This is a genomic window from Paenibacillus sp. NPDC093718, from assembly GCF_050279985.1.
In the GTDB taxonomy this organism is placed as follows: Bacteria; Bacillota; Bacilli; order Paenibacillales; family Paenibacillaceae; genus Paenibacillus_AQ.
Genome location: NZ_JBNNUS010000011.1, coordinates 198,937 through 218,063, shown reverse-complemented (window position 1 = coordinate 218,063; position 19,127 = coordinate 198,937). Strand labels below are relative to the sequence as shown.

The following is a 19,127-nucleotide window of genomic DNA, read 5'->3' as shown; positions in this document are numbered from 1 at the left end:
ATCCCGAGGTTATATAGAAAGTGGTGACCCGTAGGGGATTCGAACCCCTGTTACCTCCGTGAAAGGGAGGTGTCTTAACCCCTTGACCAACGGGCCGCTTTAACCACGTCGCCGTGACGACAAGATTGAGTATAGCATAATTCCAAAAATGCTGGCAAGCTTTTTTTTCGTAAATTTCAAAATTTATTTTTGGAGCTTTTTCGGCCAGTAAATCAGCCTAAAAAATCCGGTATTAACTTCACTTCTTGAACGCAATTTCCTTCACGCTCCACATGGTATGCATGTGCATTTTCCCTTGAACTTACGATTCGATCCAACCGTCCGTCCATAAAATGCAATGCAACCCCATCATCAGCAGCATATCTCATCCCTATGCAAAAAAAGCTCCCGATCACCTTGTGATGGGAGCTTTCTTCGATGTAACGCTCAACGAAAGAAAGGGGTACTCTCCCTTCGGTCGAGACTGCGAAGTATTCCTAACGCTGCTTATGCTCCGACGAACCCTATTCAGGGTTCTCATCCCTTGCAAAAAAGCTCCCAATCACTTGGTGATGGGAGCTTTCTTCGATGTAACGCTCAACGGAGAGAGAGGGATTCGAACCCTCGCACCGCTTACGCAGTCTAACCCCTTAGCAGAGGGTCCCCTTATAGCCACTTGGGTATCTCTCCATATGGCTCCCCGAACAGGACTCGAACCTGTGACAACTCGATTAACAGTCGAGTGCTCTACCAACTGAGCTATCAGGGAACATTAAGTTGGATATTAATAATTTATCATGACTTCATAGGGGAGTCAAGCTTCAGGAGTGTAAGGCGTCCGCTGCACTTTCCGCACCGATACCGGGCGGGATTCATCTTTCGTTTACGCAGATATTCGGTTCCGCAGTAGCTGCAGCGTAGTTTATATCGGTATGGTTCCGGTTGACGACGGCCCGCGACCTTGCCCTTCGGCAAGGATTTGCAGAAACGGCTCCCTCCTACGGCCTGCAGCAGGTTTTTGAAATCAGCGTCCCGATGCCGATATCCCCTGCCCGCGATATGCAGATGATAGTGGCACAGCTCATGCTTGATGATCTTCTCCACCTCTTCCTTACCGTTCGTAGCAAGCTGATGCGGATTGATCTCGATGTTATGGCTTTTCATGAAATAACGCCCGCCCGTTGAAGACAATCGCCGGTTAAACGTAGCCTGATGCCTGAACGGAACCCGGAAGCTTTCCAGCGAGATTTTCTCAACCCATACCTGCAGTTCTTCGTTACTCATCTCGTTGATCGTCACCATGTCTGATCCTTCCTTTTGCCTTATAAATGCTACTTGAATTTTAACTTCTCTCTGGGCTACACTGTCAAGTAGAAAGTATGGAGGGAGAACCTGCAATCATGCCGAACATGCGCTACGTTATTTTAAAAGGACAGGACGAGCTGTTATTTGTCGAAATGCCCAGTGACTATGCTTACCAGCTCAGTGCTCTAAATTTACGCCTCAATAAGGAAATCGATAAACTCACCGCCGCAGGCAAACCTCAGCTGCCTCTTGCTGTAGCCGAATGCGACAATCTGGATCTGCTTCAGGAATCGCTGAGCATTCAAGGTGGTCTGGAATACATAAATGAGCTTGAGCAGGCATTTGCTTCCCTTAAGGAAACGGAATATCCGCTCATCTCGTTGCTTACCGAAATTCGTGCTCTCCAAGCGCAGCTTGAGCAATGGTACGAGGAAGAAGCGCAATAATCGAGGTAGACCTGCACGCTTTGGGCTTTTTCCCCATATGCTATCCATACAGATGGAATTAGCAAGAGGAGGAGATACCCTTGCCGCAATGGCTCTGCAATCAATTGACACGCGCTTTTCGCAAAAAGGACAGACGTCAGATCAAGCTGCTGAACGAATGCTGGTACTTTTACCGGAATTCCCCGGGCGAAGAAAACTCAAATGCCCGTTAGTGCACTGCAACCGATCCATAGGTATGACAATAAGCCGGACACCCTGTCCGGCTTATTCTTGCATTTATTATGATGGCTGAATGGACGAATGTTATACTTATAGATCGCTGCGTTTAGCTGGCCAGGAGCCCTGAAGCTTCCGGAGAAAAACAATTTGTCCCGTATGATACGCATCATGCATGATTAAGCTAAGTATTCGCTGCGGCGATTCGATGATCTCCGCCTCCGTCATCTCTTCAATCTTCTGCCTTAAAGCGGCATGAACATCCTGAAGCTGCTCCCGAGCTGTATTCCATGCCCCCTCACTTGTGTCATGAATGAGAAACGTCTCGTCATTGCCGATTCCTTCATTAGGAAGCGGCGTTCCTTCCAATCTCGCGAGCAGACGCTGCTTGTAATACAGCAAATGCTGCACGTTCTCCCAAATGGAATTTGCCGCCTGCCCTTGCGGTTTCCACAAAGCCTGATCAATAGTTACGTCCTTCAGAGCAGGAAGAATCGGCGGATACCAATCCTCCTGTCCCATCGCATAATCCCAGTTTTGGAGCAGCAGTTCCTTCATGTTCATAACGATCGCCTCCGTTTCAAATTTGTAACCAGCATAAATTAAATAGAATGTTACATAAAAATTAACACATTTCAGACCCCATTACAAGTAACTAGCAACATTAATATTTACTTGTTACAATAATGAGATGAGAAAGGATGAGTTTCATGTTGTGGGATGATTTTATAAACAGCGAATGGCATGACTGGAGAGGCAGCGGCCGATCCGAGGACCGGCTTGCCCGAGAGGATTGGCTCACCGATTTCATGAACCAATATCAGCTGCAAGTCAGCCTGCCCCTGACCCCGGATGAACTGGGGCTGCTGAGACAGCTTCGTTCCTTCCTGTTGACGTGTGTTCAACACATCGTCGCGGGTGAGTCACCTTCGCCCAGGGAGATAGAGGAATTAAACCGCTGGATGGCTGCCGGACCCGTTATTCGCCATCTGGAGATAGATGAGGATCAAAATTTGGCACTGTCCTATATCCTCCAAAATCCTGGCCTGCAAGCAGCGGCTGCCGAGATTGCCGGCTCCTTTGCGCAAGCCATCGAGCAAGGCGAGTTATCCCGGTTCCGCATCTGCACGAATCCCGATTGCCTCTGGGTGTATTACGACGACACGCGAAACCGTTCCAAACGATATTGCGACGATAAAATGTGCGGGAATCTGATGAAGGTCAGACGATTCCGGGCGAAGAAAAAGCAGCAATTTTCTGACAGCGAGGACTAAGCGAATGCTTATGCTGCGCGCTGTAAACCTCCACATACATTTTAAAGAAGCTGAGGTGAGTAATCATGAGTATCAAAAGGGTAACTCAAGCAGAATTGCCTTGGGTCAATCAACAATATGAATACATCGGCTTTCAGCCAAGTTCACTGGACAATGAAATCATTGCCATCGTCATGTCGCAAGACGACTACGCAGGAGTCGGTCGATTGGTTAAACTTAATGAACACGAGGCGGAGCTCGGCGGTATTTATATTCTGGACAAGTTTAGAGGCCAATCCCTCGCGCACGAAGTCGTCTCGTTTCTGGTGGAAGAATCAAAAAGACTAGGTTTAAAGACGATTTACTGCATTCCGTTTGAGGAGCTGCAGCATTTCTATAAGAAGTTTGATTTTCATGAAGTCGATGTAAATGCTCCGGCAGTCGAACCCAAAATTCCAGCAAAATATCACTGGTGTCTCGAAAGATACGATAAAAAAGTCCTGCTGCTAAAGCTGAGCCATGGCTAAGCCAGCGGCCAGGACATGCCCCGTTAGCTTTACTCCAGATCAAGTTATGCAAAAAAAGAGCCGTTCTCCCCAAAGGGAACTGCACCTCCGAATGTTAGGTCATATCTAACAATTGGGGTACAGTTCAAGGAGTTACGGCTCTTCTTCTAATACGCAGCAGTTCCTATGACTGATCTTTCGGCTTGCGCATCGTCAATCCGACGCGGCCTTTCTTCAAATCTACATTCAGCACCCACACGGTAACGTTATCCCCCACTGAGACAACATCCATCGGGTGTTTGACAAAGCCTTCGCTCAGCTGGGAAATATGCACCAGACCATCGCTCTTGATGCCGATGTCAACAAAGGCGCCAAAATCTATGACATTGCGTACCGTTCCCTGCAGCTCCATTCCTGGCATAAGATCCTCGATCTTCAGCACATCCTGGCGGAAAATCGGCAGCGGCAACTCCTCCCGCGGATCGCGTCCCGGACGCTGCAAGCTGTCCAGAATATCACGAAGCGTCGGCACGCCAACCTCCAGCTTCACGGCAAGGTTCTCCGGCTGCTGGGCATCCAGCAGTTCAGCCAGCTCCTTGCTTCCGAGCTTGTCCAGAGAAACCTGAAGCTCCTGGAACAAACGGTCAACCACCGCATAGGATTCCGGGTGAATCGGGGTACGGTCCAATATGTTCTCGCCTTCCGAAATCCGCATAAAGCCCACGCACTGCTCGTAAGTCTTGGCACCAAGACGCGGAACCTTCTGGAGCTGCTTCCGGCTGACAAACTTCCCGTTCTCTTCCCGGTATTTCACGATATTTTTGGCAATGGTGGCATTGATGCCAGCCACATAGGAAAGCAGCGACGGCGATGCCGTATTCACATCCACCCCGACATGGTTAACCGCAGACTCCACGACAGCTTTCAGGCTCTCCTCCAGATGCTTCTGGGTGACGTCATGCTGATATTGGCCCACGCCGATCGATTTCGGATCGATCTTCACCAGCTCTGCCAGCGGATCCTGCACACGGCGTGCAATCGAGGCCGCGCTGCGCTCGGCGACATCAAGGTCCGGGAACTCTTCTTGAGCCAGCTTCGAGGCCGAGTACACGCTTGCTCCCGCTTCATTGACAATGAGATATGCCAGCTCAGGGTCAGCAAGTTCCGCAATGACTTCTTCGGCGACGAACTGTTCCGTTTCACGGGATGCCGTACCGTTTCCAATGACAATCAGCTTGATGCCGTATTTGCCAATCAGCTCTTTAAACTTCGCGGCGGCCTCCTGCTTCTTGTTGGCCGGCGGCGTCGGATAGGTTACGGCCACCTCAAGCAGCTTGCCCGTATCATCGACCACCGCAAGCTTACAACCGGTACGGTATGCCGGGTCAACACCCAGCACACAGCGTCCCTTCACCGGCGGCTGCAGCAGCAGGCTGCGCAGGTTCCCGGCAAAGATGGAGATCGCCTGGTTCTCCCCTTTTTCCGTCAGCTCCCCCCGTACTTCCCGTTCAATCGATGGGGCAATGAGACGCTTGTATGAATCCTCGATCACCGCCGTAAGAATGTCCGTGACGGCAGATGGACCTTTAAGCACCTGCTTGCCGATATACGCGTGAACGGATTCGGAAGGAACATCAAGCCCTACCTTCAGAATATTCTCACGCTCACCCCGGTTAATGGCCAAAATCCGGTGCGGCGGCATTTTCTTCGCCAATTCCCGGTAATTGTAATAGTTCTCATATACGGATTCCACCTCGGTATCCTTCGCCTCTGAGGTCAATATGCCGTGGTCCAGGCTGTATCTGCGTACCCAGGAACGAACGGTTGCGTCATCGGCAATGTTTTCAGCCAGTATATCCATCGCGCCTTGCACAGCCTCTTCTGCCGAAGCCACACCCTTCTCCTCATCCACATACTTGGCTGCCTCAACCATCACATCAGCCTGCTTCGGCTGCGACCATATCCACTCCGACAACGGCTCAAGCCCTTTTTCCTTGGCAACGCTTGCCCGGGTTTTACGCTTTTGCTTATACGGACGGTAGAGATCTTCTACCTCCTGCAGCTTAACGGCGGCCGTAATCGATGCCTTCAGATCTTCCGTCAGCTTGCCTTGCTCCTCTATGATGCGGATGACTTCCCGCTTGCGGATCTCCAAATTGCGCAGATAGCCAGTCCGCTCTTCAATATCACGTAATTGGTTCTCATCCAGTTCGCCTGTCATTTCCTTACGGTAACGCGCAATAAACGGTATGGTATTGCCCTCATCCAGAAGTTCAACGGTCGTTCGCACCTGTTTTTCGGACAATTGAAGCTCCTTCGCGATCTGCTTCACGATCCGTTTCGATTCTTCCTTGCGAATCTGTTCCTCATTTACTTCCACAACAGCTTCTAATTCAGACAATGATATCCCTCTTTCTTCAATGAAACTATATTTGCTATTATCCCAAACTTAAGCGCTCATTTCCACTACATCGCTCACTTCATAAGGCTTTAAGCTGCTTTTAATGTCAATTTCATCTGATTTTAAGATTTAATTTATATTCTTAGTGTACAAAAATGCTGCTGCCGGATATCTGCACCTCATTACAATCAGGGGGTCACCTAAGATGAATGACAAACATGCGATTGCCTGGTCCGTTGTCTGCCTTTTGTTTATCGCAGCGGCGGTTACAACGGCCTACATCCTCATACCTACAAACGCGTAATCCGCCACTCTCCATTCTCATGCAGCCATTACCGTGCCCTTCAAACATACCATCCATATAAAAACCCTCAAGGAGTTATTCCTTGAGGGTTTTTAGTCATAACATTCTATGTGGAAAACGTTAGCGCTTGAATGGAATCAAAAATCAATCAAGCCCAGACTTATTTGCAGGGAATCATCCACCTTACTCATCATTTCATCATCAAGATGGGTGATTTTGTCGGTTAGCCTCTGCTTATCAATCGTCCGGATCTGCTCTAGCAAAATGACGGAATCCCGGTCAAATCCATGCGACGCCGCGTCGATTTCGACGTGAGTCGGCAGCTTGGCTTTTTGAATCTGTGCCGTAATGGCTGCAACAATCACAGTCGGACTAAACCGGTTGCCGATATCGTTCTGAATGACAAGGACCGGCCTTACGCCGCCCTGCTCAGAACCGACAACTGGTGATAAATCCGCAAAAAATACGTCGCCCCGTTTAACGATCACTGTCTACACCCCGCTTACTAAGCGGTCTAGAGTGTTGTCTGCATCTTCCTCCGCGTGAAACGCCTCAGAAGCCATGGTCAGGTTAATTTTGGCCATTTCCATATAACCTCGCTGCATGGATTCACGAATGTAACGTTTCTTCCGTTCATTCAGGTACAACTTCATGGCTTGCCTAATAAGCTCACTGCGGTTGGAATTTTCCAGCTGAGCGATCCCGTCCACTTCCTGCAAAAGATGATCCGGTAAACTGATCATGATTCGTTTGGTGTTCTGCATATTGGCCACCCTCTATTACACCCCCACAACCTTCTCGCCCTGTGCACCAGTATTACATTATTCAAGGAAAATTATACAAAAGAATATATATGCCGAAGGTATATCAAGTATGCTGCATATCATTATAAACTACAATCGACACTTTCGTACAGACTTAAACGACATATTCCTAATTCGGGAAGGTCTGTACTTATTCCTTCTTTCCTGAATAAATTACTTATGGTGACTTGACTTTTTAAAGGTTGCTCCAGAGTGCATTTACGGTCTTCACGGGTATATCATTGCGTATATACTGACGTGGTACCCGGTGGGCAATCATGCAGACGACCTCGTAGTGGATCGTCCCCAGCTTGGACGCCAGCTCATCTGCCGTGATGCATTCGTCAGACTGCTGACCGATGAGTACAACCTCTTCACCAGCTTTAATTTGTTCCGCCTCATCGGCGAAAGGTTTGAGCGATACCATACATTGGTCCATACAGATGGTTCCGACAACAGGGACGCGGCGGCCGCGTATCAGTACTTCCACTTTACCGCTCAGCATACGAGAGAAGCCATCGGCGTAACCGATGGGGAGGGTTCCAATTTGTTCTTCCTCCTCCGTTACATACTTCGTCCCGTAGCTGATACCGGAATGCGGAGGTACATTTTTGACGTAGACAAGCTTTGTCTTTAACGTCATGACAGGGCGGAGGCTCACTGTCTTTCGATTCACCTCATCCGAAGGATACAGTCCGTACAAGCTGATGCCGACACGAACCATATCATAGGATAATTCGGGTGTATCAATCGCAGCAGCGCTGTTGCCCGTATGTATGAGCGGGATATGGTAGTCCTTATCCCGAAGAGCGTCCGCTACGCCCTGAAAACGGCGATACTGTCCCAATGTATAGTCTTTGTTCTTTTCATCCGCTCTTGCAAAATGGGTAAACATTCCTTCGACAACAACCTGCGGCAGCGAAAATACTTCTTCTATAAAAGAAATTGCATCTTCGCCTGGAAGCAGGCCCAAACGACCCATTCCGCTGTCAATCTTGATGTGTACCTTGAGTGGCTTCTCCGGCTGGACCGGCAGTGCCTTTATCGCTTGGAGCACTTCCGAACTGAACAGGGTTATGGTTACATCATGCTCATAAGCGATCTCTACAGCCTCCGGTGGTGTATAACCGAGCACCAGGATCGGGCTGGAGATGCCTCCTTGCCGAAGCTCGAGCGCTTCATCCAGGAAAGCTACGCTTAAGTAAGCCGCCCCCAGTTGCTGAAGTTCGCGTGCCACTTCTACAGCTCCGTGACCATAGGCGTTAGCCTTCACACAAGCAAGCAATTTCATGTGGCTTGGCAGCGCCTCACGAAAAGCGTTATAGTTGGCGCGCAGATGGTCCAGGTTAATCTCCGCCAGGGTAGGTCGATATATCGCTTGCAATTCCAGTCACCTTCTTACCATTTTGAAAAAAGCATTATGCTTTACATTAGATTAATGGTAATGTTCTCGGGGGCAACTGTCAATTGAGGCAAATTGCTTATTTATGAGGCTCGTGGTTCCCCCCGGGTGCGAAACTTGGTGAAACATCGGAATATCTGCAAGAAATAGCGATGAGCCCACGGATGGAGTGCCTTTATTTGGAAAAGAGGCGAATGGCCTCATTGTCGGAATTTTGCCCTCCTTCAATGCTCGGTATCCGCCTACTTCGTATTATTTACCCGATTCTCCCTGCATGGAAGCAGCGACTTTCTTCATTTCTTCAACAGGCAGGTTGGCACTCGTAATTCGGTATTCCACGCCTTCCGAATTCCAGGTCAGCGTTCTTTGCTGATCGCCGGTGAGCAGGCCAACCGTTGTGAAATCGATATACACGGCCTCGCCCGGTACGAGGGAAACCGCACGATCCACCGGTCTGGATTCCATAATCGTGTATTGATACACACCGTCATACTTCAGAATAACCGCATGATCCTTGCTCTCCGGAACTTCCATCGTGTCTTTGTTCGTGACCCCTGCAGGAACATATTCCGGATAGATGATGCCGAAGGATCCCATATCGCGACCCGAAGCCGCTTCCGTCAAACCTTCGGTTCCCTGAGTGCCGTTACCTTCCGTACTGGAAGCCACCGGTACCCCGTTCTCGTCCACTTCCGCCATGGTCCCCTTCGCATCGTTCATGGCACTTAGATTCTTGTTCGTATCAAATGAATCCTTGGTCAGGTTCGTATCAAAGGTAAAGGTGTTGAATTTCACCTCAACGACCACATTGGCTTCGGAATCCGACACTTGTACCTGTTTCGGCGTGTAGTTGTCCTTGGCGAGCCAAATCTTCTGACGAATCAAGGAATGGCTGTGGTAATTGGCCGCCACATCAAACACGTAACTATCCTTATCCTCGGCAAACTGACGGGTGTTGTCGCTCAGAATGCTGCTGAGCAGCGTTTGATACAGATATACCTGTCCCTGATTATCCGGCCAGTCGCTCTTGAAGCGGAAGCTCTTGTTTAAGCTCGGCGTCAGAACGAACACGCCGTCATCGTTGCGAAGCACGATTTGCGTAATATCCTTTTGTCCATTGGTTAAGCTGATCCGGTAATAAGATGGAGACTGGTACCATACCTCAACCTGATACTCCTGCGGCGCCGAACCGGTATGTATGGTCATAACGCCCGCTCCCTGGTAAGCGCCCTTGGCACTTTCCAGCTTATCAGCCACCTTGCCCAGATCCTTTACAACGCTGTCTGCATTCTTCTTCCCGCATCCCGCCAGTATTGTTGTTAAGCATAATACTACCGCGAGCAGCACCCATGAAATCCGGCGCATGTCATCATCCCCTTCAACACTTGTTTTGACTTGATTGATACATGTCTATGAGGGACTTGGTCACATTATGCAGACTAGCCTGACAAGCACCGCTGCGTTGGGATGCGGCGGGCGTTTACACTTCGCTTAAGCGAAAAAAAGAGCCGAGAATGAATCCGTCGATCGCTGATTCATCCTCGGCTCGATATATGAAAATAATCAGTACAAACCCTCTTCTTATAGGTCTCTGTAAGTATAGAAGCTGATAGACCTTAACCAACTCTAAGGGGCTGTGTGCATAGAAACGCACTTCTCAGGAGCCGTATTCGTATAAGGCGCGAACCATTCCTCATCTACATTGTCAGGTGACGGAAGACTACGGGTGGTCGAGTCAAAGATCCAGAAGAACCCTACACAGAACACGACGATTCCGCATCCCGCGATAACGGAGGAACCTGCCGCAACTACGCCAAGGGCACCTCCGATCAGGCTGCCAAGCGGCATGGCAATTCCGCTGAGTCCGCTAGCTGCCGCGAACACCGTGCCCAATCTTTTCTCGGGTATTGCCTTCTGTATGACCGAATTGATGATAACGTTCGTAATCCCTCCGGGAAACCATGCCAGACCGTACACCAGAACGACAAGCCAAGTCCAAGGGGTAAATACGCTGAGACACCAGGCAGCGCCCGATAAACAGAACGCTCCGGCAAAAATATATCCAAGGGGCAGGCGCTCCAGCTTCAAATATGGAGCCAGGATCGCTCCCAGCAAACTTCCGAAAGCCTGGGCCATGAGCAATATACCGTATACGCCGGCTCCGCCGAGGCTGTCGGCAAACGCTGGCATAACCGTAAAGGTAGCGCCGCCCGCAGCATTGATGACAATCATCCCCATTTGTACCCGTGCGAGCGGGGTTGCCAGAATGTAGCGAAGACCTTCCTTCATGTCCGCCCAATAATTTTTAAGGGCATTACGCTTAGGTTTTGAAGTTACGGTATTATTCATTGATGTTTTATTGTCGTTGTTATCTGAAGTTTTGATAGATTTCTTGATTTTCAGTTGCGAGAATAACAGCGCTCCGATGAAGAATCCAATGGAATTCCATAAGTAAAGGGATACTGCGCCCAGCACAATAATCAACACGCCGGATATGGCGTTGCAAGCGACATCGATGCCTTGATAGGCTAAGGAGAACAGCGAGTTGCCTTGCGTCAGCTGCTTCTTATCGAGAATTTTGGGAAGGGCCGACATTTGGGCCGGATATACCCACATATTCAGCGTGGACAGAATCGGTGTAATCGCCAGTACAACGCCGACCGTCAGAAAGTCGAAATAAAATGCAAGCGGAACGATCAACAGAAGAAGCGCCTGAAATAACTGGGTGTACACCAGAAGCCCCCGTATAGGAACGCGGTCAATCATCGGACCGGATAGCAGTTGAATGATTCGGGGAAGGATCGAGAGGAAGCCGGCAAGCCCTGTATACAGCGTCGAGCCTCCGAGATCGTACACCAGCCACATGGCCGCTACCGCGTACAGGCTGTCGCCGATATTCGTAAGAATTCGGCCAACGAACAACAGCAGGAAATTGCGATTTTTTAATATTTCCATAGAGGAACACTCCTTGATTTTAAAGTTTAGTAGTTTTGGAGCGAAGAGGCTAAAGAAGCCCCTTCCTAATCGGACGTTTCCGCCGAAACCACGTTGATCCCGACGGCATACTCCTTGCTGTCTTGCCCTTTGGTCGTGAGGGTCTTGTTCACCCATTTTTCAAGCAGCTCCTTGAATTCCTTTGTCATCTCTTCATATTGGTCTGCGTCCAACTGCAGCCTCAAGCTGATCCTTGTACGGGTCGCCGCTGCATAATCTTCGGCAAGAACCGGGTCCATCGTTTGCGTTCCCTTGGTGTTAAACCACTTCGCTTTGGATTTATAATATTTCTCTACGATGCCGCCGACCGTCCGGGTCTCCACCAAATCTATCAGCCCGCCGTCATATAACTTCTGAATATGATAGTGGATGCTTCCCGGCGAATCTCCCAATTCATCTGCTACTTGCTTTGATGTTTTAGCCGTATCCAGTATGGTTCCGAGAATTTTCACCCGCTGGGCGCTCCCGAGCAGCTTCGCTTGTTCCACCGATATTTCGATGCTTTGATTTTGATCTTGTTCCATAGCTCAACACTCCATTCTAAATTCATTCTAATTGCGTAAATTATACGGTTATTTCCGTTCATTCCATTTTAGTTTATCATTCTAATTTTCTAGATCGGTATGACACAATAATAAACCACCTATTACCATTTGTAAATAGGCGGCTTATAAATTTGTTTATTTTTTTCTAAACGGGTTTGACCATATGATAATAAACATGCCCGTTAATCATGATTTCCTTATCCGTTTTATATCCTCTTCTGTCGTACAAAGAATGAGCGCGATGATTGTCCGTTACCACTGCGAGAGCAATTTTACGATACGTAAGCTCCTTTGCCCGGTTCTCTGCATGTTCTATGAGCGCCGAACCGATCCCCTTTCCTCCAAACTGCGGAGAGACGGATAACGTATCGATATAATACTCATCCTCGTCTGCCTCTTTGTCCAGCGCTACGGAAGGGTCATTCTTATGCTTCCGCAAACGATCCAGAATCGGACGATCCAATTCGGCCGCTTGATCCCCGCCGTAAGCAACGATAATGCCCGCTACCTCGCCGTCGCTCTCTTTCACGGCAGCCTGACGGTAACTGAGCCTGCCCTCGTCTGCCCGGAAATATTGCTCCAGCACTTCAAGCACTTTCTCTTCACTGTCTTCCCCTGTTAATTGATGCGCCACATCGTGCAGTGCGTCGTACAGCAGCCTTACCGCTGCAGCTGCATCCTGTGGTCTAGCTGATCTGATGCTCATGCCTATTCATCCTCCAATTACAATTCAATGCAATTTCATAATTCAAGTATCCCAGTCCTCAACTTCATAAAACAGCTCCATCTCGGACGATGCTGTAAAAGAACGCCGTTTCACTTCAGGATCCCCGATCTTCTCGTGCAGTCCAAACCCTCTTGATACCTTGAACGTAAAAGACAAACCATGTGGTACCATCGCGCTTCCCTTATATAAGCCCTCTCCGCAGTAAGGAATCTCAAATCCGGCATAGATCGTGGGGGAAACCGGTGTGGAAGGCGGTACCTTCACCTGAATCGTGACTTTCACAAACTCAGGCAGCTTTTCTACAATCGTAATCTCTTTATCCGCCATTAAATTTCCCACTTGCAGCGTAATCTTGGTATTGCCAGGAGTTCGAGGCTTCAGCGTTCCGTCTGGCAGCAGCGTGAGCAATTCCGGATCCTCAACATGATATGTTCCGTTCATCAACGTTTGCACAAATCCGCTGTCGTATGTAATGACCGGATTCAGTTGTTTGACCGGTCCGTTTACCCCTACGACGCCATCTCCATACAGCTTAATCGAGGCCGGTTCTCCAATATCGCCGAAAAAATACAGCAGGGGCCCCTGCGCTCTGCCTGCCCAGTCGCTTTGGCTGTGAGCCGCCCCCGGATCAAGGAACAGCATGAGATCTTCTCCAGGCACAAAGCCGTCTTGGACCAAGCGCTCCGCTTCCTCACGTGCGTATTTCTCCATGAAGACCCCTTCTGCGCCGCCCATATCAAGCCATAACTTAAGTTTTGGGTGCGTACCGTATCTTTCATAAAAAGGGTGTTCCTTAAGCTCCCCCTGAGCATCAAAATGGGCTTTGACGAAATAAGGCGACATGACCGCAATGCTTCCGAACACGTCTGGTCTTCTAAAGCCGATATTGTAGGTGACGATCCCGCCCGCAGACGAACCCATCATGGCCGTGTGCTGAGGGCCCCTCAACGTGCGAAAGTTCTGATTGATATAGGTTATGACTTCTTCAATAATAAATAATTCGTAGCGTTCGCCGGCAAACGGGGGATCAAACACCTCATGCATCTTTGGATTGTCATGGAAGTATTCATTCAGTCTTTGATGGGGAACCGTTGCGATGCCAACGATGATAATCTCCTCCATCCGTCCTTCGAAAACCAGCCGATCTGCGGTGACATGCATATCCCACGAGCCGCCTCGCTCATCCGCTGCAAATACATGCTGCCCGTCATGCATATAGAGTACGGCATAATGCTTCTCCGTATTCTCATGATAACTGGGTGGAAGATATACATACAAACTTCGGGTATTGCTTAGGTTAACCGATGGAAAATCTGCAATTTCTACCATTCTTGAGGACATACTGACCATTCTAACCCCTCCTGACTATTTTTGCACCACATGCACTTGCATGCAGTTATTCATCCAGGCGATGCCAGATAACAAAAAAAGGCACAACCCGATAAAATCAGGTTGTACCTCTTGGGTAAGCATTGCCTTACTCCACATTATACTGGGGAATTTCCCCATTTTCAATATCAGGATTCACCTTCAGGCGGTTCTTTCGGCACATACTTAAAGATATCGCCATCCACAAAAGTATCAATCAATCGTTCCAGCCATTTATAGTAAGCAACGGCCTCGCGCATCTTCGCCTGATCCTCTTGCAGCACCGCTGCCAGCTCTTCGTCATCTTCATGCGCTTTACGGAGCTTCTCCGTTTCGTCGAGCGCTTTGCGCAGGACCAGAATGTTGCTCTCCACCGATTTACGCCATTTAATATCGAAGAAATCCAAAAAGGTCTGGTACCAGTCATACTCCACTTCATACAAATCCTTGCGGGAACCCTTCTCCCACACCTTGTTTACCATTTTATAATCGAGCAGCGTCCGCACGCCTGTACTCATGCTGGTCTTGCTCATCTTCATTTCCTGTCCCATTTCATCCAGGTTCATCGGCTTATCCGCAAAATAAAGCAGTCCGTATAAATGTCCCGTTGAGAGTGGAATGCCGTACAAATCCATATTTCGTCCAATATTTTCAATGACACGCTTACGAATCTTATGCACGGCTGCCTGCCGTTCATCATCTAAATGGTACAAGCCCATGCTTGCAGCCTCCTCTATCTGTAGCCATCCAAGAAGTCATGTCAACATAACAAAACTAGGTGGACTCGAAGTGTAGTGTGAACGATCTCCATGAAATCTAAACAAGCCGAATCCACACACATTCTCTGATCTATTGTAGGGAAAGCTATTTTAAAAGTAAAGAAGATCGCTCTAGAGGATATCGGAGCATATGGGAGCATTTCAAAGGATAACTTTGTACAGTTTTTACTGTACGTACTTTACGTACGGATATAACGTTTGATACTTTACGTATCGGTTGTTACAATGGGTGACATGGGTTTACGAGACGACAGGAATAAGAAGACTCGGTCAAATGGACGCGTCTCTATACAATAAAAGGAGGAGTACTTTTGGCTATTCTGCAAGTTAACAAAGTCAGCAAATTGTTCGGCGCGAATCCGGAACAAGGGATTCAATTGCTGGAGCAAGGCTGGAGTAAAGCGCGAATTGCGAAAGAAAAGAACATAACGGTTGGCGTTAACCGTGTCAGCTTCGATATCCACGAAGGCGAGATTTTTGTCATCATGGGGCTGTCAGGCAGCGGTAAATCTACATTGGTCCGTTTGCTAAATCGGTTGATTGAACCAACATCGGGCGAAATATTGATCCACGGCAAGGATCTCCGAAAAATGAACAAGGAACAGCTGCGTGAAGTACGACGCAAAAAAATCAGCATGGTGTTCCAGAAATTCGCCTTGTTCCCTCATCGTTCGGTTGTAGAGAATGTGGAGTACGGATTGGAAATTCAAAAGGTAGACAAAAGCAAGCGGCACGAAGCGGCCATGAAGTCGCTTGAGCTTGTAGGCTTGAAGGGCTGGGAGGAAAAAATGCCCGATCAGCTTAGCGGCGGTATGCAGCAGCGTGTCGGGCTAGCCCGCGCACTCGCTAATGATCCCGAGATTCTGCTGATGGATGAGGCCTTCAGCGCATTGGATCCACTCATTCGCAGAGACATGCAGGACGAATTGATAGAGCTCCAGGATAAAATGAAAAAAACCATCGTGTTCATCACGCATGACCTGGACGAAGCTCTTCGGATCGGCGACCGCATTGCCTTGATGAAGGACGGTTCGATCGTACAGATCGGAACGCCGGAAGAAATCTTGACCCAGCCTGCGAACGATTACGTTGAACGGTTCGTGGAAGATGTGGATCTGTCCAAGGTGCTTACCGCTTCACGCGTTATGCGCCGTCCGGAGACCATTACGATGGATCGCGGGCCTCGCGTTGCGCTGGAGCTTATGCGTGAACGGGGGATCTCGAACCTGTTCGTCATCGACCGTTCCAAGAAGCTGCTTGGCGTCATTACGGCTGAAGATGCGTCGGATGCCATGAAGAATAATCGTAAACTCGCGGATATTCTCATCACAGACGGTCCGAGTGTTGGACCCGATACATTGCTAAATGAATTGTTTGAAGTTACGAGTATGGCTAAGGTGCCGTTGGCCGTTGTGGATGAGAACGGCAGGTTGATGGGCGTTATCGTCCGCGGTGCTGTTCTTGGTGCCCTGGCCGGAGAAAGCAAAAGCGAGGAGGTGACGCAAGATGCCTAAGATCCCTCTCGCAAGCTGGGTTGATTCCTTGGTCGAATGGATGGGCGACGTCTTCTCCGGTTTCTTTGACGCTATCTCCTTCATCATCGAAAACGTCGTGCAGCTGTTTACGGATTTGTTCATGCTTCCTCATCCGTATCTGTTCATTGTCATCCTGGCCGTCATTGCCTACCTATTAGGCCGTCTGCCGTTGACTTTGTTCACAGCCATCGGTTTTCTGCTCATCGATAACTTGGGTTACTGGTCACAGACCATGAGCACGCTCAGCCTGGTTATCACGGCAGCCTTGATCTCCGTTATACTGGGTGTTCCGCTGGGGATATGGGCGGCCTACAGCAAGTCGGCATCCCGCGTGATCATTCCGGTTCTTGACTTCATGCAGACCATGCCGGCGTTTGTATACTTGCTCCCTGCCGTCACATTCTTCAGCTTGGGCGTGGTTCCAGGGGTTATCGCTTCGGTTATTTTCGCCATTCCACCAACGATTCGCCTGACCCGTCTTGGCATTATGCAAGTATCAGGTGAATTAACGGAGGCTGCGGATGCATTCGGTTCGACTTCCGGACAGAAATTGTTCAAGGTTCAGCTTCCACTGGCGATGCCAACCTTGATGGCCGGCATTAACCAGACCATCATGCTGTCCTTGTCGATGGTCGTCATCGCTTCGATGATCGGTGCCCAAGGTATCGGTGCCGAGGTCTACCGGGCTGTAACTCAGCTGCAAATTGGTAAAGGGTTTGAAGCCGGCTTGGCTGTCGTCATATTGGCGATTGTTCTCGACCGCTTTACACAAAATATATTTAAAACGAAAAAAAGGGGTGCTTAATTTGAAAAAACAAAAGTTTTGGTTGTTACTCAGCTTGGCTGCTATTCTGGTCCTGTCTGCTTGCGGACAGGGCGGAAACGGCGGTACGGACGGAACGACGGACCAGGGCGCTGACGGCGGTTCTACTGCTTCCCTCGGCGAACAAGTGAAACATGAAATCATCGGTATTGATCCAGGTGCAGGCATTATGAAAGCGACCGCGGCGGCTATTGAGGAATATGAATTGACCGACTGGAAACTGGTCGAAGGCTCCGGAGCTGCCATGACGGCAACCCTTAACAAAGCCATTAAGAATGAGGATCCGATCATTATTACCGGTTGGACTCCGCACTGGATGTTCTCCAAGTATGACCTGAAGTATCTGGAAGATCCAAAGAAAGTATTCGGTGAAGCGGAAGAGATTCACACCGTTGTCCGTCTTGGACTGAAAGAAGAACATCCGGAAGCTTACAAGTTCCTGAGCAATTTCAAATGGACCTCCGACGATATGGGTCAGATTATGACGGCGATTCAAGAAGGTCAAGACCCTGAAGCTGCCGCGAAGGAATGGGCAGACAGCAATGCGGAGAAAGTCGACGCCTGGCTCGAAGGCGTTCAGCCCGTTGACGGCAAAACCTTCAAATTCAGTTATGTCGCTTGGGATTCCGAGATCGCCAGCACCAATCTGCTGAAAGTGATCATGGAAGACAAGCTCGGATACAAAGTTGAGGCGCTTCAAGTCGAAGCAGGCCCAATGTGGACCGGCGTTGCCAACGGCGACGTGGATGCAACCGTAGCGGCTTGGCTGCCATTGACGCATGCCGATTACTGGGATAAGTTCAAGGACCAAGTCGAAGACCTTGGCGCTAACATGGAAGGCGTAAAAACCGGCCTGGTGGTTCCGTCCTACGTGGAAGCAAATTCGATTGAGGATTTGAAATAAAGTGGTTAAAGCCATCCCATCGTATATGGGGTGGCTTTTCTTTTTTGGTGATCAAGATTGTCGGCCTCTGTTCTGAGGAGGATGTATCCGCTCCGGTCGCTGTTGAAACCAGGAAAACAGGATGATATTTTTGCGGTATTTTCCCGGTTTCAAAGGCGAACGCCAGGTCTCCTCCACGGATACATCCTCTGTTCTTGGGCTCGGCCTCTAATCTTTCCCACAAAGAGAGCCATCCCTTTCGTCTGGGATGGCTTTTTTTGGGGCGGTGCGTGGGAGAGGCTAAGCTGACCACTGTTACACGGTCAGCTTGCCTGATTCATTGCCGGGCATGCTGTGAATCCCCTTGGGACTCACAGGCTCGCCAGCTCGGCTCGAGAGTCTGACCTGTTCTACACGGTCAGACTGATTTATTGCCGGACATGCTGTGAATCCCCTTGGGACTCACAGGCTTGCCGGCTCAGCTCGAGGGGCTGACCTGTTCTACACGGTCAGACTGATTCATTGCCGGACATGCTGTGAATCCTCTTGGGACTCACAGGCTTGCCGGCTCGGCTTGAGAGTCTGACCTGTTCTACACGGTCAGACTGATTTATTGCAGGGCATGCTGTGAATCCTCTTGGGACTCAGGCTTGCCGGCTCGGCTCGAGGGGCTGACCTGTTCTACACGGTCAGACTCATTCATTGCCCGGTATGCTGTGACTCCTCTGGACTCACAGGCTTGCCGGCTCGGCTTGAGAGTCTGACCTGTTCTACACGGTCAGACTGATTTATTGCCGGGCATGCTGTGAATCCTCTGGACTCACAGGTTTGCCAGGCTGGCTTCCTTGCCCTATCGGG

General features: G+C 49.4%; 19 protein-coding genes and 3 tRNA genes. 7 read left to right on the top strand and 15 right to left on the bottom strand.

All coding sequences use genetic code 11. The annotated features are described in order from the left end of the window. Window positions 1-21: 21 nt before the first annotated feature. The 4 genes from ACQKPA_RS27615 to ACQKPA_RS27600 all read right to left on the bottom strand — a co-directional run bounded on the left by ACQKPA_RS27615 (window position 22) and on the right by ACQKPA_RS27600 (window position 1,281). Window positions 22-96, bottom strand: a tRNA-Glu gene (locus ACQKPA_RS27615). Window positions 97-580: 484 nt separating this feature from the next. Further along, window positions 581-669 (bottom strand) — tRNA-Ser (locus ACQKPA_RS27610). A 3-nt stretch (window positions 670-672) separates the two neighbouring features. Then, window positions 673-748 (bottom strand) — tRNA-Asn (locus ACQKPA_RS27605). A 26-nt stretch (window positions 749-774) separates the two neighbouring features. Beyond that, the gene (locus tag ACQKPA_RS27600) at window positions 775-1,281 is read right to left on the bottom strand and encodes a SprT family protein (protein WP_427495636.1); all 507 of its coding nucleotides are present in this window, start codon (window positions 1,279-1,281) and stop codon (window positions 775-777) included. 98 nt (window positions 1,282-1,379) lie between these two features. On the opposite strand from ACQKPA_RS27600, the gene ACQKPA_RS27595 reads away from it, so the two are divergent. Continuing rightward, on the top strand, window positions 1,380-1,730 hold the full coding sequence (locus ACQKPA_RS27595) for a hydrolase/acyltransferase (RefSeq protein WP_100539079.1): 351 nt from the start codon (window positions 1,380-1,382) through the stop codon (window positions 1,728-1,730). An 80-nt stretch (window positions 1,731-1,810) separates the two neighbouring features. Continuing rightward, the gene (gene cmpA, locus ACQKPA_RS27590) at window positions 1,811-1,942 is read left to right on the top strand and encodes a cortex morphogenetic protein CmpA (protein WP_015737250.1); all 132 of its coding nucleotides are present in this window, start codon (window positions 1,811-1,813) and stop codon (window positions 1,940-1,942) included. Between the two features lie 97 nt (window positions 1,943-2,039). Here cmpA and ACQKPA_RS27585 read toward each other — a convergent pair whose 3' ends face one another. Beyond that, window positions 2,040-2,510: a DinB family protein gene (locus ACQKPA_RS27585; protein ID WP_427495635.1), complete on the bottom strand. Its 471-nt coding sequence runs from the start codon at window positions 2,508-2,510 to the stop codon at window positions 2,040-2,042. A gap of 146 nt (window positions 2,511-2,656) precedes the next feature. Here ACQKPA_RS27585 and ACQKPA_RS27580 point away from each other — a divergent pair, with 146 nt between their 5' ends. Together ACQKPA_RS27580 and ACQKPA_RS27575 are read left to right on the top strand one after the other, a co-directional pair. After that, a complete protein-coding gene (locus tag ACQKPA_RS27580; RefSeq protein WP_427495634.1) occupies window positions 2,657-3,220 on the top strand; it encodes a CGNR zinc finger domain-containing protein in 564 nt (187 codons plus the stop codon). Between the two features lie 65 nt (window positions 3,221-3,285). Beyond that, window positions 3,286-3,726 carry a GNAT family N-acetyltransferase gene (locus ACQKPA_RS27575; protein ID WP_427495633.1) on the top strand — a complete coding sequence of 147 codons (441 nt, stop codon included), beginning with the start codon at window positions 3,286-3,288 and terminating at the stop codon, window positions 3,724-3,726. A gap of 163 nt (window positions 3,727-3,889) precedes the next feature. On the opposite strand, the gene ACQKPA_RS27570 is transcribed toward ACQKPA_RS27575, so the two are convergent. From ACQKPA_RS27570 to ACQKPA_RS27525, 10 genes are all read right to left on the bottom strand, one after another. Beyond that, window positions 3,890-6,106 (bottom strand): Tex family protein, encoded by a 2,217-nt coding sequence (locus ACQKPA_RS27570; RefSeq protein WP_427495632.1) that lies wholly within the window; start codon window positions 6,104-6,106, stop codon window positions 3,890-3,892. 441 nt (window positions 6,107-6,547) lie between these two features. Next, window positions 6,548-6,898, bottom strand: a complete 351-nt coding sequence (locus ACQKPA_RS27565; protein ID WP_006212388.1) for a type II toxin-antitoxin system PemK/MazF family toxin — start codon at window positions 6,896-6,898, stop codon at window positions 6,548-6,550. A 3-nt stretch (window positions 6,899-6,901) separates the two neighbouring features. Next, the gene (locus ACQKPA_RS27560) at window positions 6,902-7,183 is read right to left on the bottom strand and encodes a CopG family ribbon-helix-helix protein (RefSeq protein WP_028406492.1); all 282 of its coding nucleotides are present in this window, start codon (window positions 7,181-7,183) and stop codon (window positions 6,902-6,904) included. A 226-nt stretch (window positions 7,184-7,409) separates the two neighbouring features. Beyond that, the gene (gene alr / locus ACQKPA_RS27555; protein WP_427495630.1) at window positions 7,410-8,597 is read right to left on the bottom strand and encodes an alanine racemase; all 1,188 of its coding nucleotides are present in this window, start codon (window positions 8,595-8,597) and stop codon (window positions 7,410-7,412) included. 270 nt (window positions 8,598-8,867) lie between these two features. Next, a complete protein-coding gene (locus ACQKPA_RS27550) occupies window positions 8,868-9,980 on the bottom strand; it encodes an outer membrane lipoprotein-sorting protein (RefSeq protein ID WP_194544419.1) in 1,113 nt (370 codons plus the stop codon). A gap of 261 nt (window positions 9,981-10,241) precedes the next feature. Further along, window positions 10,242-11,570 (bottom strand): MFS transporter, encoded by a 1,329-nt coding sequence (locus tag ACQKPA_RS27545; protein WP_427495629.1) that lies wholly within the window; start codon window positions 11,568-11,570, stop codon window positions 10,242-10,244. Window positions 11,571-11,635: 65 nt separating this feature from the next. Further along, window positions 11,636-12,133, bottom strand: a complete 498-nt coding sequence (locus ACQKPA_RS27540) for a helix-turn-helix domain-containing protein (RefSeq protein WP_427495628.1) — start codon at window positions 12,131-12,133, stop codon at window positions 11,636-11,638. 166 nt (window positions 12,134-12,299) lie between these two features. Beyond that, complete coding sequence (locus ACQKPA_RS27535) at window positions 12,300-12,860, bottom strand: GNAT family N-acetyltransferase (protein WP_427495627.1); 561 nt, start codon at window positions 12,858-12,860, stop codon at window positions 12,300-12,302. A 42-nt stretch (window positions 12,861-12,902) separates the two neighbouring features. Beyond that, window positions 12,903-14,231 carry an alpha/beta hydrolase gene (locus tag ACQKPA_RS27530; RefSeq protein ID WP_427495626.1) on the bottom strand — a complete coding sequence of 443 codons (1,329 nt, stop codon included), beginning with the start codon at window positions 14,229-14,231 and terminating at the stop codon, window positions 12,903-12,905. Between the two features lie 167 nt (window positions 14,232-14,398). Further along, the gene (locus ACQKPA_RS27525) at window positions 14,399-14,968 is read right to left on the bottom strand and encodes a GbsR/MarR family transcriptional regulator (protein WP_100539090.1); all 570 of its coding nucleotides are present in this window, start codon (window positions 14,966-14,968) and stop codon (window positions 14,399-14,401) included. 371 nt (window positions 14,969-15,339) lie between these two features. On the opposite strand from ACQKPA_RS27525, the gene ACQKPA_RS27520 reads away from it, so the two are divergent. From ACQKPA_RS27520 to ACQKPA_RS27510, 3 genes are read left to right on the top strand one after another with little or no spacing between them, the layout of a single operon-like run. After that, window positions 15,340-16,542 (top strand): quaternary amine ABC transporter ATP-binding protein, encoded by a 1,203-nt coding sequence (locus ACQKPA_RS27520; protein WP_427495625.1) that lies wholly within the window; start codon window positions 15,340-15,342, stop codon window positions 16,540-16,542. Next, complete coding sequence (locus ACQKPA_RS27515) at window positions 16,535-17,368, top strand: ABC transporter permease (protein WP_427495624.1); 834 nt, start codon at window positions 16,535-16,537, stop codon at window positions 17,366-17,368. The genes ACQKPA_RS27520 and ACQKPA_RS27515 overlap by 8 nt, the downstream gene beginning before the upstream one ends. A gap of 1 nt (window position 17,369) precedes the next feature. Further along, window positions 17,370-18,290, top strand: a complete 921-nt coding sequence (locus ACQKPA_RS27510; protein ID WP_427495623.1) for a glycine betaine ABC transporter substrate-binding protein — start codon at window positions 17,370-17,372, stop codon at window positions 18,288-18,290. Window positions 18,291-19,127: the final 837 nt, after the last annotated feature.

What these genes read in the sequence shown, in the direction of transcription:
- ACQKPA_RS27540 (WP_427495628.1), bottom strand. Translation starts at nt 12,133, where the DNA reads ATGGAACAAGATCAAAATCAAAGCATCGAAATATCGGTGGAACAAGCG.
- ACQKPA_RS27535 (WP_427495627.1), bottom strand. Translation starts at nt 12,860, where the DNA reads ATGAGCATCAGATCAGCTAGACCACAGGATGCAGCTGCAGCGGTAAGG.
- ACQKPA_RS27530 (WP_427495626.1), bottom strand. Translation starts at nt 14,231, where the DNA reads ATGGTCAGTATGTCCTCAAGAATGGTAGAAATTGCAGATTTTCCATCG.
- ACQKPA_RS27600 (WP_427495636.1), bottom strand. Translation starts at nt 1,281, where the DNA reads ATGGTGACGATCAACGAGATGAGTAACGAAGAACTGCAGGTATGGGTT.
- ACQKPA_RS27515 (WP_427495624.1), top strand. Translation starts at nt 16,535, where the DNA reads ATGCCTAAGATCCCTCTCGCAAGCTGGGTTGATTCCTTGGTCGAATGG.
- ACQKPA_RS27525 (WP_100539090.1), bottom strand. Translation starts at nt 14,968, where the DNA reads ATGGGCTTGTACCATTTAGATGATGAACGGCAGGCAGCCGTGCATAAG.
- ACQKPA_RS27585 (WP_427495635.1), bottom strand. Translation starts at nt 2,510, where the DNA reads ATGAACATGAAGGAACTGCTGCTCCAAAACTGGGATTATGCGATGGGA.
- ACQKPA_RS27550 (WP_194544419.1), bottom strand. Translation starts at nt 9,980, where the DNA reads ATGCGCCGGATTTCATGGGTGCTGCTCGCGGTAGTATTATGCTTAACA.
- ACQKPA_RS27545 (WP_427495629.1), bottom strand. Translation starts at nt 11,570, where the DNA reads ATGGAAATATTAAAAAATCGCAATTTCCTGCTGTTGTTCGTTGGCCGA.
- ACQKPA_RS27595 (WP_100539079.1), top strand. Translation starts at nt 1,380, where the DNA reads ATGCCGAACATGCGCTACGTTATTTTAAAAGGACAGGACGAGCTGTTA.
- ACQKPA_RS27580 (WP_427495634.1), top strand. Translation starts at nt 2,657, where the DNA reads ATGTTGTGGGATGATTTTATAAACAGCGAATGGCATGACTGGAGAGGC.
- ACQKPA_RS27575 (WP_427495633.1), top strand. Translation starts at nt 3,286, where the DNA reads ATGAGTATCAAAAGGGTAACTCAAGCAGAATTGCCTTGGGTCAATCAA.